Source organism: Massilia terrae (assembly GCF_024753145.1).
In the GTDB taxonomy this organism is placed as follows: Bacteria; Pseudomonadota; Gammaproteobacteria; order Burkholderiales; family Burkholderiaceae_D; genus Telluria; species Telluria terrae.
Map to the genome: position 1 here is coordinate 476,856 of NZ_JANUGU010000001.1, position 13,867 is coordinate 490,722.

The 13,867-nt window shown below is 70.5% G+C and carries 9 protein-coding genes; all 9 read left to right on the forward strand.

Annotated features, from left to right (window positions below):
* Position 1: 1 nt before the first annotated feature.
* The 9 genes from NX778_RS02235 to NX778_RS02285 are packed head-to-tail and all read left to right on the forward strand — an operon-like array spanning position 2 to position 13,829.
* Positions 2 to 2,128 carry a hybrid sensor histidine kinase/response regulator gene (locus tag NX778_RS02235; protein ID WP_258810049.1) on the forward strand — a complete coding sequence of 709 codons (2,127 nt, stop codon included), beginning with the start codon at positions 2 to 4 and terminating at the stop codon, positions 2,126 to 2,128.
* Positions 2,125 to 3,168 (forward strand): chemotaxis protein CheB, encoded by a 1,044-nt coding sequence (locus NX778_RS02240; RefSeq protein WP_258810050.1) that lies wholly within the window; start codon positions 2,125 to 2,127, stop codon positions 3,166 to 3,168. The genes NX778_RS02235 and NX778_RS02240 overlap by 4 nt, the downstream gene beginning before the upstream one ends.
* 13 nt (positions 3,169 to 3,181) lie before the next feature.
* Entirely contained in the window at positions 3,182 to 6,304 is a 3,123-nt protein-coding gene (locus tag NX778_RS02245; protein ID WP_258810051.1) for an EAL domain-containing protein, read from the forward strand.
* A 5-nt stretch (positions 6,305 to 6,309) separates the two neighbouring features.
* Positions 6,310 to 9,828, forward strand: coding sequence for an EAL domain-containing protein (locus tag NX778_RS02260; protein ID WP_307727892.1), 3,519 nt, complete (start codon positions 6,310 to 6,312; stop codon positions 9,826 to 9,828).
* A complete protein-coding gene (locus NX778_RS02265) occupies positions 9,825 to 10,145 on the forward strand; it encodes a hypothetical protein (protein ID WP_258810052.1) in 321 nt (106 codons plus the stop codon). Before NX778_RS02260 ends, NX778_RS02265 begins: the two co-directional genes overlap by 4 nt.
* Complete coding sequence (locus NX778_RS02270) at positions 10,142 to 10,990, forward strand: HDOD domain-containing protein (RefSeq protein WP_258810053.1); 849 nt, start codon at positions 10,142 to 10,144, stop codon at positions 10,988 to 10,990. Before NX778_RS02265 ends, NX778_RS02270 begins: the two co-directional genes overlap by 4 nt.
* Before the next feature lie 9 nt (positions 10,991 to 10,999).
* On the forward strand, positions 11,000 to 11,980 hold the full coding sequence (locus NX778_RS02275; RefSeq protein WP_258810054.1) for an ATP-binding protein: 981 nt from the start codon (positions 11,000 to 11,002) through the stop codon (positions 11,978 to 11,980).
* Positions 11,977 to 13,278, forward strand: a complete 1,302-nt coding sequence (gene nosR / locus NX778_RS02280) for a response regulator c-di-GMP phosphodiesterase, NosR family (protein ID WP_258810055.1) — start codon at positions 11,977 to 11,979, stop codon at positions 13,276 to 13,278. The genes NX778_RS02275 and nosR overlap by 4 nt, the downstream gene beginning before the upstream one ends.
* On the forward strand, positions 13,275 to 13,829 hold the full coding sequence (locus NX778_RS02285) for a response regulator (RefSeq protein WP_258810056.1): 555 nt from the start codon (positions 13,275 to 13,277) through the stop codon (positions 13,827 to 13,829). Before nosR ends, NX778_RS02285 begins: the two co-directional genes overlap by 4 nt.
* Positions 13,830 to 13,867: the final 38 nt, after the last annotated feature.

Sequence of the window (13,867 nt, forward strand, 5' to 3'; positions counted from 1 at the left end):
GATGACCGATCCGCAGTTCCGCCAGCGCCTGCGCGCCATTTTCAGCGAGGAAGCACGCGAGCACCTGACCCAGATTGACGCCGGGCTGGTGGCGCTGGAGCAGGCCGCCGGCGCGGAGCGCGTGGCGGCGGTCGAGCGGATCCTGAAGGCGCTGCACACGCTCAAAGGCGCGGCGCGCACCGTCGACGAGCTCGATCTGGAGCGCCTGTGCCATGCGCTGGAAGGTGCGCTGGCGGTGCTGCGCGACGCCGCGGCGCCGGCCAGCGCCGAACAGTTCGACCGCCTGCACCAGGCCGCCGGCGCGGCGCGCCAGGTCATCGACGCGCCCGGGCTGCGCAGCCGCAAGCGCGCCTCGCTGCTGGCCACGCAGCTGGACATGCCCGTGCGCCGCCCGGCGCCGGCGGCTGACAGCGCCGCGCCCGCGGCGCCGGACGAGGTCCCGGAGGAGGCCGCCGCTCCGGCGCCGGCGCCGGCGGCCGCTCCCGGCGCGGCTGAACGCATCCGGGTCGACAGCCGCAGCATCGATGCCATCCGCGTGCACGCCGAGGCGCTGCTGCCGGTGGAGCTCAAGCTGCGCCACCACGTGGCCGAGCTGCGCGCGCTGGCCAACGCCGTGCGCGGCCAGGACGGCGCCGCCGCCGAACTGGCCTGCGCCCGCCTGGCCGGCGGGCTGGAACGGGTGCAGGAGGAGCTGCATGCGGTGCGCGGGCGGCTGCACGACGCCACCCTGGAGACTTCGCTGGTGCCGTCCGCCGCAGCGCTCGACGAACTGCCGGCGCTGGTGCGCAACCTGGCGCGCGGACACCAGAAGCAGGTGCGGCTGGACACCAGCGGCGCCGGGGTGGCGATCGACCGCCGCGTGCTGGGCGTGGTGCGCGAAGCCCTGATCCACCTCGTCACCAACGCCGTCGACCACGCGATCGAGGCGCCGGATGTGCGCACCGCGCGCGGCAAGGACGCCACCGGCCGCATCGCGATCGCGGTGGCCCAGCGCGACGCGCGGACGGTGGCGCTGCGCGTCAGCGACGACGGCGCCGGCATCGACACCGACGCGGTGGCGGAGGCGGCCCAGCGGCGCCTTGGCCTCGATCCGGAGGCGGTGGCGCAGATGAACCGCCAGCAGCGCCTGCAGCTGGCCCTGGGCGCGGGCGTGTCGACCCGCTCCGAGGTGACCCAGGTGTCCGGGCGCGGCATGGGCCTGGCGATCGTGGCCGACAAGGTGGCGGCGGCCGGCGGCCAGCTGCTGGTCGAAACCGAGGCCGGCGCCGGCACCGTGTTCGAGCTGCTGCTGCCGGTCGGCGTGGCCAGCATGCGTGCGCTGGTGGTCGAGGTCGGGGGCGCGCGCTTCGCCCTGCCGTTGGCCGGACTGGAATCGGTGTGCCGTGTGGCGCAGGCGGAAATCCGCACCGTGGCCGGCAGCGAGACGGTGCTGGCCGGCGGACGCGTGTTGCCGCTGGTGCGCCTGGGCGCGCTGTTCGGCCTGGGCCCGGACGCGCAAGAGGCGGCAGGCGTGGTGATCGTCGCGCGCGCCGGAGCCCAGGCTTTCGCCATGCTGGCCGACGCCATCGTCGCCGAACAGGACGTGCTGCCCAAGCGCCTCGGCCCCTTGCTGCGCCGGGTGCGCTTCTTCAGCGGGGCGGCGCAGCTTGGGGACGGCGCGCTGGCGCCCGTCGTCGCGCTGGAGGACATCGCCAGCCACGGCCTGGCCGGCGCCCGCGGCGCGCCCGCCGTGCCACAGCAAGCGGCGCCGGGCACGCGCGTGCTGGTGGTCGAAGACTCGGTCACCTCGCGCCTGCTGCTCAAGCACATCCTCGAAGGCGCCGGCTGCAGTGTCGACACCGCCGCCGACGGCCTTGAGGCACTGGAGAAGCTGCGCGGCCCGCGCTACGACGCCGTGGTCAGCGACATCGAGATGCCGAATATGGACGGGCTGGCGCTCACCGCCAGCATCCGCGCCAATGCCGCCACCGCCGAGCTGCCGGTGATCCTGGTGACCTCGCTCCAGACCCCGGAGCAGCGCGCCGCCGGCTTGCGCGCCGGCGCCGATGCTTATTTCACCAAGGGCGCTTTCGACCAGGACCGCCTGCTGGCGACCGTGCGCCGGGTTGCAGGGATGGAGGCGCAATGACGACCGTGCTGGTGGTGGACGATTCGAGCTCGGTGCGCGCGCTGCTCGTGCATATCCTTGGCGAAGCGCCGGGCCTGCAGGTGATCGGCGTCGCAAACGACGGCGAGGAGGCGGTGCGCATGGCGCACGAGCTCGCGCCGGACGTGATCACCATGGACCTGCACATGCCGCGCATGGACGGCTACGAGGCGATCCGCCGCATCATGCAGTCGTGCCCGACCCGCATCGTCGTGGTCAGCGGGGGCGAGGACCGCGCCGAGGTGGACGCCAGCTTCCGCGCGATCGAGGCCGGCGCGCTGGTGCTGGTGCGCCGTCCCTATGGTCCCGGCAATCCGGCTCACGAGTCGACCGCCGCCGCGCTGGTGCGCACGGTGCGCGCGATGGCCGAGGTGCGGGTGGTGCGTCGCTGGGCCGACACGCGCCGTCCGGAAGCGCGCAAGCTGGGCGCGCAGCGGCGCCTGGTGGCGATCGGCGCGTCCACCGGCGGCCCGACCGTGCTGCGCGACATCTTGGCCGAGCTGCCGCCGGGTTTTCCGCTGCCGGTGGTGATCGTCCAGCACCTCGCGCCCGGCTTCACCCAGGGCCTGGCCGACTGGCTGTCCGGCGCCAGCGGCTATCCGGTCGAGGTGCTGCAGGAGGGCACGCCGCTGGCGGCTGGGCGCGCCTACGTTGTTCCGGACGGGCGCCAGCCGGCGCTCGGTCCGGGGCCGAGCTGCAAGCTGCTGCACGCACCGCCGGAACACGGCATGTGCCCTTCGGTGTCACACCTGTTCCGCGCCATCGATCCCGAGCTGCGCGCGGCCACCGCCGCGGTCCTGCTGACCGGCATGGGCAAGGACGGCGCGGCGGAGCTCAAGCAGCTGCGCGAGCAGGGCGCGCTGACGATCGCCCAGGATCGCGCCAGTTCCGTCATCTACGGCATGCCCGGCGAGGCGGTGCGCCTCGATGCCGCGATGCTGGTGCTGCAGCCGTCCGAGATCGGCAAGCTGCTGGCGCGGCTGCCCACGGAACCATTTCCATCTCCCGTTTCCCAAATTTGACAAGAACATAGCAATGACCCCACAAAGCGAAACCACGCCGATCGAAATCCTGGTGGTGGAAGACAGCGCCACCCAGGCCCGCCAGCTGGCGCGGCTACTGCAGGGCGACGGCGGCTACCGGGTCCGGATCGCCGTCGACGGACTGGCTGGCCTGACCGAGGCGCGCCGCTCGGCGCCGACCCTGATCGTCGCCGACATCTCGATGCCGAACATGGACGGCTTCGAGATGTGCAAGGAGATCAAGAAGGATCCGGCCCTGTGCGACATCCCGGTGATCCTGCTGACGTCCCTCACCAGCCTGTACGACGTGATCAAGGGCCTGGACTGCGGCGCCGACAACTTCATCCGCAAGCCCTACGAGCCGGACTACCTGCTGGGCCGCATCCGCTTCATCCTGGCCAACCGCGCGCTGCGCAGCAACGAGCGGGTGCAGCTGGGGATGCAGGTCAACCTCGGCGGCCACACCCACTTCATCACGGCCGAGCGCCAGCAGATCTTCGACCTGCTGATCTCGACCTACGAAGAAGCGATCCACATGACGGAGCAGCTGCGCGAGCAGCAGGAGCGCATCGCCCACTCCTACCAGTCGCTGGAGGGCCTGTACCGGGTGGCCGAGGCGCTCAACCCGGTGCTGCCGGAACGGAAGGTGGCGGAGCTGGCGCTCGACCGCGTGCTCGACCTGCCGGGAGTGAGAGCGGCATCCATCACGCTGTTCGACCATGAGGGCGGCCCGCGTTTCGCGGTGGCGGCAGACGCCGCCGGCGATCCGGTCGCGCCCTGCGCCTGCGTGGCCGGCAACTCGCCGGCGCTGGAGACCGGGCCGCAGACCGGCGACTGGGACGGTCGGCCATGTGTGCGTATCCCGCTTGCGGCCGGTGGCCATTGCCGCGGCATGATGTGCCTGCTCGTTGGGGACGGCGAACCGGGCGACGACGACCGCCAGGTGATGGAAACGGTCGGCAGCCAGATCGCGGTCGCAGTCGAGCGCGCCCACCTGTACGGGCATATGGAGGGCCTGGTCGAGGAACGCACCGCGGCGCTCGAATCGGAGCGCGCGCTGCTGTCGGCGGTGGTGAACACCAGCGGCGCGCTGGTCTGCGTGCTGGATGGCCAGGGCATCATCAAGCTGTTCAACCCGGCCGCCGAGCAGCGCTCCGGCTGGCGCGCGGAAGAGGTGCTGGGACGCGAGTTCCGCGAATTCTTCCGGCGCGCCGACAACGGCCCGATCCTGGCCGAGCGCGCGCCCGGCGATTCGCGGCCGGTGCAGCAAAGCGGCGAATGGCTGGCGCGCGACGGCAGCGTGCGCAAGGTGATCTGGTCCACCACCTGGCTGCGCCAGCCAGACGGCACGGTTCAATACGTGGTCACCACCGGCATGGACGTGACCGACTTGCACCGCGCCGAGGAGCGCCTGAGCTACCTGAACAACTTCGACCAGGAGACTGGCCTGCCCAACCAGGTCCTGCTGCGCGACCGCGTACGCCAGATGCAGGCGCGGGTGGTGGAAGGGCGGCAGGTGCTGGGCTTCATGCTGCTCAGCCTCTCGCGGCTGGTGGTGATCAAGGCCAGCCTCGGGCTGGAGGCCGAGCAGGAACTGCTGCGCCAGGCGGCCGGGCGCCTGACCGGGCTGGTGGAGGGCGACCTCACCGTGGCGCGAGCCGGCGAACGCACCTTCGCGATCGCGGCGCTGCGTTCCAACGAGGCCGAACTGGCCACGCTGGCGCACCAGGTGCTGGAGGCGATGGACCAGCCCTTCGATTACCACGGCGAGCAGCTGCACCTCGACCCCTATCTCGGCATCGCCCTATACCCTAACGACGGCAACGACTACGACGGCATCGCCCAGGGCGCCGAAGCGGCCCTGCAGCGCGTCCAGGAACGCCGCGCCGAACGCTACGCCTTCTACCGGCCCGACCTGAACGAGGGCATGTACGAGCGCTTCCGCATCGAGAGCGCGCTGCGGCGCGCGCTCGAGCGCGATGAGCTGGTGGTGTACTACCAGCCGCAGGCCAGCCTGTCGACCGGCGCCATCGTCGGCTTCGAGGCGCTGCTGCGCTGGCAGCATCCGGAGCATGGCCTGATCGGGCCGGGCCGCTTCATCGGACTGGCCGAGGAGACCGGCCTGATCCTGCCGATCGGCGAATGGGTGCTGCGCCAGGCCTGCGAACAGAGCTGCGCCTGGCAGCGCGCTGGCCTGTCGGCGGTGCCGGTGTCGGTCAACCTGTCGGCGCGCCAGTTCTCCGAGCAGATCGTCGACACCGTCGGCCGCATCCTGGCCGAGACCGGCCTCGACCCGACCCTGCTCGAGCTGGAGCTGACCGAGAGCGCGTCGATGGAGGATCCGCAAAAGACCTTCGACATCCTGCGCAAGCTGAAGGACATGGGGGTGCGCCTCGCGATCGACGATTTCGGCACCGGCTACTCGAACCTGAACTACCTGAAGCGCTTCCCGGTGGACCGCCTCAAGCTCGACCAGTCCTTCGTGCGCGACATCATCTCCGACCCCGACGACCTGGCGATCTCGCGCGCCGTGATCGCGATGGCGCATGGGCTGCGCCTGGACGTGATCGCGGAAGGCGTCGAGACCGAAGGGCAACTGGCCCTGCTGGCGCAGAACGGCTGCGACGAGATCCAGGGCTACCTGTTCGGCCGGCCGGTGGCGGCGGACGCCTGCGCGCGCATGCTGCGCGAGGAGAAATCGCTGGCGCTGGACAAGCTGATGCCGCAGCCGTACCAGCGCACGCTGCTATACGTCGACGACGAGGTCAACCTGCTGGCGGCGGTGCGGCGCGCGCTGCGCCACACCGGCTACCGGGTGCTGGTGGCCAACGGCGCCGACAAGGCCTTCGAGATCCTGGCCACCACCGAGGCCGGCGTGATCCTGTGCGACCAGCGCATGCGCGGCCTGAGCGGCACCGAGTTCCTGGCGCGGGTCAAGCAGATGTACCCGGACGCGGTGCGCATCGTGCTGTCCGGTTACACCGACCTGCAGTCGGTCACCGAGGCCGTGAACCGCGGCGCGATCTTCAAGTTCCTGACCAAGCCCTGGATGGAGGAGGAGCTGGCGACGGCGGTGCGTGACGCGTTCGCCGAATTCGAGTCGAAACGGCCGGCGCCCGCCGCTGCGCTCGCATAGTGAAGATGGTTCACGCGGCACGGGAAGCGCTGCGCCGCCTGGGCGCGCGGCTGGGCCAGGGGCCGGCGGTGATCACGCTGGTCGCGGGCCTGGCGGTGACGGTCGGCCTGACCGTGGCGATCCGCTCGCTCGAGCAGCAGCGCATCCGCAATGAGTTCGAGCGCGAGGCGTCGATCCGCATCGGCGAGGTGCGCGAAGGACTGGATGACGTGATGGGCGAACTGGCCGGCATCAGCCGCCTGGTGGAGGCGGTGCCGCAGTTACAGCGCGCCCAGTTCGACGCCTACGCCAGGCCGGTGCTGGACGCGATGCCGCAGGTCGCGCTGCTGGCCTGGCAGCCCGTCCCGGCCGGGGACGGGGCCGACTACGCGGTGGCGCGCGCCGGCGTTGTTCACCTGGCGGGGCTGGATGGCGCCGCGCGCGCCGACCAGGACCAGGCCGCGCGCCAGGCCTGTGCGAGCGGCAAGGCGGTGATGACCGGCCGCCAGCAGGTGCGGCTTGGGACGCGCGAGCGGCCCGGCTTCCTGGTGTTCAGGCCCGTGTACCGCGACGCCGCCGCGCCGCTCCATCCGTCCTGCGAACAGGTCGAGGGCTACACCGTGGCCGCGGTCGATGCCGCCAAACTGGTGGAACAGGCGCTCGCCGAGCTGCGGCTGGGGGCCGATTCGGGCCTGGATGTCGAGGTCTACCAGGACCGGGACGCCAACCCGGCGGCGCTGGTGTACGGGCGCCGCGATCCGCCGCGGGAGGCGCCGCTGGCCGGCGTGTGGGGCGTGCAGGCGCGCCACATGGCGTCCTCGTTCGAGGTGGGCGGGCGGCCGTGGCATGTGGTGGTGCGGGGCGCGCCCGAGCCGCTGCTGGCGCACAGCCTCGGTTCCTTCCTGATGTTCCTGCTGGGGAGCGGCGGCAGCCTGCTGGCGGCCGCCAGCGTCGGCTCGCTCAGCGTGCGCGAGCGCGGGGTGGCGCGCCTGGTGCGCGAGCGCACTGCCGCGCTGACCCAGGCCAACGCCTCGCTGCAGCTGCAGCGGCAGGCGATCGAGGCTTGCATCAACGGCATCGTCATCGCCCGCGCCGAGGGCGGCGGCGTGATCGAATACGTGAACCCTGCATTCGAGCGCCTGACCGGCTATGGCCACGCCGAAGTGCTGGGACGCGGCCTGGACGTGCTGTGCGGCGGCGACGCCGGCGCGCCCGGCGCCGCCGAGCTGCAGGAGCTGGTGCGCGAACAGCGCGAAGGCAATGTGGTGCTGCGCACACGCCGCAAGGACGGCGCCGAGCTCTGGTTCTCCGCCCATATAGCGCCATGCCGCGACGCTGCCGGCGCGGTGCGCCATTTCGTGGTGGCCCATTACGACGTGACCGACAAGCGCGGCTACGAGGCCGAGCTGCACCACCAGGCCACCCACGACACCCTGACCGGGCTGGCCAACCGCGCGCTGCTGGCCGAACGCCTGCGCCAGGAGGTGGCGGCGGCCGCGCGCCACGGCTACGCCTTGTGGGTGCTGTTCGTGGACCTCGACCGCTTCAAGCAGGTCAACGACAGCCTCGGCCACCAGGCCGGCGACGAGCTGCTGCGCACGGTGGCGCAGCGCCTGTCGGCGGCGGTGCGGCCGGAAGACACGGTGGCGCGGCCGGGCGGCGACGAGTTCGTGCTGGTGCTGGCCGAGCGCGGCGACGGCCACCTGTCGGTCGGCATGGTCGGACGTATCATGGACGCGGTCGCGCGCCCGGTGGCGGTGCAGGGCAACGAGTGCTTCATCAACGCCAGCATCGGCATCGCCTGCTTCCCGCAGGACGGCGGCGATCCGGAAGCGCTGATCGCCTGCGCCGACATGGCCATGTACCGCGCCAAGGAGCTTGGCCGCAACAACTACCAGTTCTTCCTGCCGGAGATGAACGACGAGGCGCAGCAGCGGCTGCGCACCGAGCGCGCGCTGCGCCACGCGATCGAGCGCGGCGAGTTCGAACTCTACTACCAGGCCCAGCTCGACCTCCAGACCGGGCGCGTGGCCGGGGCCGAGGCGCTGCTGCGCTGGCGCCATCCGGAACTGGGCCTGCTGGAGTCGGAGCGCTTCATGCCGGTGGCGGAGGACACCGGGCTGGCCCTGCCGATCGGCGCCTGGGCCATGCGCGCCGCCTGCGCCCAGGTGTGCGCCTGGCAGCAGGCCGGACACGCAGAACTGCGGCTTGCGCTCGACATCGGCGCTCGCCAGTTCAAGGAGCCGGACCTGCTGGCGCATGTCACCCGGGTGCTGGACGAGACCGGGCTGGCGCCGGCCCGGCTCGAGTTGGAGCTCACCGAACGGATGGTGATGCCCGACGCCGAACGCGCGGTGGCGGTGCTGGACGGCCTGCGCGCGCTGGGCGTCTCCATCGCGCTGGACGAATTCGGCACCGGCTATTCCAGCCTTGCCCAGCTGCGCCGCTTCCCGCTGGACGCGCTCAAGATTGCCCCATCCTTCGTGAGCGCCCTGTCGCAGCAGGGCAACGGGGCGGCCATCCCGGACGCGATCATCGCGCTGGCGCACAACCTGGGGATGCGGGTGGTGGCCGAAGGGGTCGACACCGAGGCCCAGTGCGTGCAGCTGGCGTCCGGCATGTGCGACGAGGTCCAGGGCGCGGTCTACAGCCAAGCGCTCGACGCCGCGGCCTTCGGCGAGCTGCTGGCCGGCGGGCGCGCCTTGCCCGGGCACCTGCTGCGCATGCAGAAGCGCGAGCGCACGCTGCTGCTGGTGGACGACGAGCCGAACATCCTGGCCGCGCTCAAGCGCCAGTTGCGCGGCGCCGGCCTGCGCATCCTGACCGCGCCGGGTGGCAAGGAAGGCCTGGAACTGCTGGCGGCCGAGCAGGTGGACGTGATCGTGTCCGACCAGCGCATGCCGGGCATGACCGGGGTCGAGTTCCTGCGCGCGGTGAAGCACTCGCATCCCGACACGGTGCGCATGGTGCTGTCCGGCTTCACCGAGCTGCAGTCGGTGACGGACGCCGTCAACGAGGGCGCGATCTACAAATTCCTGACCAAGCCCTGGGACGACACCCAGATGCGGGCCCATATCCTGGAGGCCTTCCGGCAAAAGGAGATGGCCGACGAGAACCGCCGCCTCGACCTCGAGGTGCGCACCGCCAACCAGCACCTGGCCCAGGCCAACCGCCAGCTCGAGGAGGTGCTGCGCCAGCAGCAGGAGCAGATCAGCCACACCGGCACCTCGCTGGCGATCGTGCGCGAGGCGCTGCAGCACGTGCCGTTGCCGATCCTCGGGCTGGACGAGGAGCAGGCGGTGGCTTTCGCCAACCTGGCGGCGCAGGCGCTGTTCCGCGACGCCGGCGAACTGCTCGGCAGTCCCGCCGAATGGGTCATGCCGGAGCTGCTCTCAATCGAGGAGGGCAGCCCGCGCCTGCTGGAGGTCGGCGGCGCGCGCTTCCGGATCGCGGCCCACGGCATGGGCCGTGGCACCAGTGCCCGCGGCACCCTCATGATTTTCAATCCGGCAGGGCCGGACCAACAACAAGGAACATCGCCATGATTGGCAAGTACAAGCAGGTCGCGATCGACGACGCCGGCGCCGGGATGGTGCTGGCCGACGAAGTCTGCGACCACCAAGGGAAGGTGCTGCTGGCAAAGGGCGCCACGTTGTCGGACACCTTGCTGGTGGCGTTGCGGCGGCGCGGCGTGGAGAGCGTGCGGATCGAGGACGGCGGCATCTCCGCGGAAGAGCTGGAGGCCGAACGCGAGCGCGTCGCCGCGCGCCTGGCGCAGCTGTTTCGCAAGCCGCACGGCGGCGCCGCCGACGCGCTGCTGCGCGCGCAGGTCGAGGCCTACCGCGCGGGGCAGCTTCAATGAACACGCTCACGCTCGAACAGGTGGTGGCCAAGGTGCGCGACCTGCCCTCGCTGCCCTCGGTGGTGGTGCAGCTGATCCGCACCTTCGGCCAGGCCGACGTTGCCGTGGCCGAGCTGTCCGCGCAGATCGCGAAGGACCAGGCCTTGGCTGCCAAGACCCTGAGGCTGGCAAATTCCTCGTTCTACGGCCTGCAAAGCCGGGTGCGCACGATCGACCAGGCGATCACTGTGCTCGGTTTCGACAGCGTGCGCGCGCTGGTGACGTCGGCCGGCATCGTCGGCCAGTTCGGCGCCGGTTCGCACGGCGGACTCGATTTCACCGCCTTCTGGCGCCACGCGGTCGGCACCGCGCTGTGCGCCAAGAGTGTGGCGCGGCTGGCCGGTAGCAGCCAGGAGTATGCCTTCGTGTCCGGCCTGCTGCACGATATCGGCCGGCTGGTGCTGGCCACCCGCTTCCCGGACGAATACGCGGCGGCGCTGGCCTTGCAAGGCGAGGAAGACTGCGAGCCGTCGCACGCGGAGCGCCAGGTGCTGGGCCTGGATCACGCCGTGGTCGGGCGCGCGCTGGCCCAGCACTGGAAGTTCCCGGAACTGATCCAGCGCGCGATCGGCAACCATCACGCGCCGATGCGCGACGATCTCGGCGGGATCGCGAGCGTGGTCCACGTGGCGAACGTGATCGTGCATGCGCTCGACCTGGATGGCGACCCGGACGAGCTGGTGCCGCCGTTGGCGCAGGATGCCTGGGACAGCCTGGGCATCGAGGCGGCGGCCCTGCAGCGCGTGTTCGCCGAGACCGAAGCGGAATTCGAGCAAGCCTGCCAGATACTGACCGCGGGCGAATAGGAGGGTGCAATGGACGATCGATCGGATGTGGGCAACCCCACCAAGGAACTGGAACTGGCGCTGCAGCGGCTGGAGGACGATATCCGCAGGCGCGAGGCCGCCGAGGCCGAACTCACGCGCCGCAACAACGAGCTGACCGAGTTGAACCTGCGCCTGTCGATGGCACAGGAGCAGCTGGTGCAGTCCGAGAAGCTTGCTTCGATCGGCCAGCTGGCGGCCGGCGTGGCGCACGAGATCAACAACCCGATCGGCTACGTGTTCTCGAATTTCGAGACGCTCGGCACGTATATCGCGCGCCTGCTGTCGATGCTGGAGGCCTACCAGCAGGCCGAATCCGGGATCGGCGACCGCGCCCTGCTTGAGAAGCTGCGAAAGCAGCGCGAGGAGATGGACATCGACTTCCTGATCGAGGATATCCCGCTGATGATGGACGAATCGCGCGAGGGCATCACCCGGGTGCGCAAGATCGTGCAGGACCTGAAGGACTTCTCGCGGGTGGACGCCAACCAGGAGTGGCAGTGGGCCGACCTGCATGCGGGGATCGACTCCACCCTCAACATCGTCAGCAACGAGGTCAAGTACAAGGCCGACGTGGTCAAGGAATACGGCGACATCCCGGAAATCGAGTGCCAGCCCTCGCACATCAACCAGGTCATCATGAACATCGTGGTCAACGGCGCGCATGCGATTAACGCCGAACGCGGCATGATCACGATCCGTACCGGGCGCCAGGGCGAGGACCAGGTCTGGATCGAGATCTCGGACAACGGCGCCGGGATCCCCAAGGAGATCCAGTCGCGCATTTTCGATCCCTTCTTCACCACCAAGCCGATCGGCAGCGGCACCGGGCTCGGGCTGTCGCTGTCGTACGGGATCATCCAGAAGCACAACGGCCAGATCGAGGTGCAGAGCGAGCCGGGGCAGGGCACCACCTTCCGGATCACGCTGCCGGTGCGCCAGCAGGAAGGCGCCGCCGAGGAGCGGGCATGAGCGCGGCCGCGGACGGCGTGGCGCGAGCGACGGTACTGTGCGTCGACGACGAGAAGAACATCCTGGCCGCGCTGCGTCGCCTGTTCCGCGCTCACGGCTACGAGGTGCTGACCGAGGAGAGCGCGCAAGCCGGGCTCGCGCTGCTCGACACGCGCAAGGTGGACGTGGTGATCTCGGACATGCGCATGCCGGAGATGGATGGCGTCGAGTTCCTCGAGCAGGTGCGCCTGCGTTCGCCCGGCAGCATGCGCCTGCTGTTGACCGGTAATGCCGACGTACGCCTGATCCTGGATGCCGTCAACCGCGGCGAGATCTACCGCTACGTCACCAAGCCGTGGGACGACCACGAGATGCTGCTGGTGGTGCGCCATGCGCTGGAGCGCAAGGCGATGGCCGACGAGCAGCAGCGGCTGGAAGCGCTGGCGCATCGCCAGAACGAGCAGCTGCGCGAGTTGAATCATGGCCTGGAGGCGAAGGTCGCGGAGCGCACCGCGGAGCTGGAGGCATCCAACGAAAAACTGAAGCGCAACTTCCTGACCTCGATCCAGGTTTTCTCCAGCATCATCGAGCTGCGCGGCGCCAAGCTGGCCGGCCACTCGCGCCGCGTGGCCGACCTCGCGCGGCGGCTGGCACGCCGGCTCGACGTCGATCATCGCGAGTCCCAGCAGATTTTCGTCGCCGGCCTGCTGCACAATATCGGCAAGGTCGGCTTTTCCGACGCCATGCTGGAGATGCCGGTGTCGCGCATGCACGGCGACATGCTCGGCCTGTACCGGCGCTATCCGGAGCGCGGCGAACAGCTGCTGATGCCGCTGGAGGAGCTGCGCGAGGCGGCCGCGCTGGTGCGCGCGCACCAGGAACGCTTCGACGGCGAGGGCTTCCCGGACCGCCTGTCTGGACTCGATATCCCGCTGGGTGCGCGCATCCTGGCGCTGGCCAGCGACTACGACAACCTGCAGGTCGGCGTGCTGGCCGAGCAGAGCCTGCGCCCGGAGCAGGCGGCCAAGATCGTGATCGACAGCCGCGGCAAGCGCTACGACCCGACGGTGGTGGCGGCGTTCGAAGAGGTGTTGTCCGGCCGCGTGCCGGTCGAGCCGACCCAGGACCGCGCGCTGCTCGTGCACGAGCTGCGCCCGGGGATGCGCACCACGCGCGACCTGGTGCGGCGCGACGGGTCTCTGTTGCTGTCGGCCGAGCATGTGCTCACCGAGCGCATGATCCGCCAGCTGGCCGACCTCGAACGGATGGCCGGCGCCACGTTCTCGGTGTACGTGAAAATGGAAGGGGAAGCGCGATGAGGCGGGTGCTGCTGGTCGACGACGAGGCGCTGGTGCTGCGCGCCCTGTACCGCACGATGCGGCCGCTGTTCCAGGACGGGCTGGTGCAGCTGGAGATGTTTTCCGATCCCGAGGCGGCGCTGGTGCGCTGCGGCGAGGTGTCCTTCGACGCCGTGTTCTCGGACTACCGCATGCCGGGCATTAACGGCGCCGAGTTCCTGGAATTCGTCAAGCGGCTGCAGCCGGATGCAGTGCGCATCGTACTCAGCGCCTCGACCGATTTTGCGGAAGTGAGCAACGCGATCAGCCGCGGCGAGGTGTTCCGCTACGTGGCCAAACCCTGGGAGGCGGACGACCTCAAATCCATCCTGCAGCTGGCCTTCGACCGCTACGACCAGGCCTGCGAGACGCGCCGCAAGCTCGATGCCGCCGCCGCGCCGCGCATCTCGTCCGAGGAGCTGGAGCTGCGCCGGCTGGAGCAGGAAGAGCCGGGCATCACGGTCGTGCACCGCGATCCGGACGGTTCCGTGTACCTCGATCCGGAAGAGGGGGAGCCCGATACACGGGGCTAAGCCGGGCGGCGCATGGGCAATCCCGATATACTTCAAGC

Coding starts and splice junctions, on each gene's coding strand:
- NX778_RS02285 (WP_258810056.1), top strand. CDS start 13,275: ATGAGGCGGGTGCTGCTGGTCGACGACGAGGCGCTGGTGCTGCGCGCC.
- NX778_RS02235 (WP_258810049.1), top strand. CDS start 2: ATGACCGATCCGCAGTTCCGCCAGCGCCTGCGCGCCATTTTCAGCGAG.
- NX778_RS02240 (WP_258810050.1), top strand. CDS start 2,125: ATGACGACCGTGCTGGTGGTGGACGATTCGAGCTCGGTGCGCGCGCTG.
- NX778_RS02260 (WP_307727892.1), top strand. CDS start 6,310: ATGGTTCACGCGGCACGGGAAGCGCTGCGCCGCCTGGGCGCGCGGCTG.
- NX778_RS02265 (WP_258810052.1), top strand. CDS start 9,825: ATGATTGGCAAGTACAAGCAGGTCGCGATCGACGACGCCGGCGCCGGG.
- NX778_RS02245 (WP_258810051.1), top strand. CDS start 3,182: ATGACCCCACAAAGCGAAACCACGCCGATCGAAATCCTGGTGGTGGAA.
- nosR (WP_258810055.1), top strand. CDS start 11,977: ATGAGCGCGGCCGCGGACGGCGTGGCGCGAGCGACGGTACTGTGCGTC.
- NX778_RS02275 (WP_258810054.1), top strand. CDS start 11,000: ATGGACGATCGATCGGATGTGGGCAACCCCACCAAGGAACTGGAACTG.
- NX778_RS02270 (WP_258810053.1), top strand. CDS start 10,142: ATGAACACGCTCACGCTCGAACAGGTGGTGGCCAAGGTGCGCGACCTG.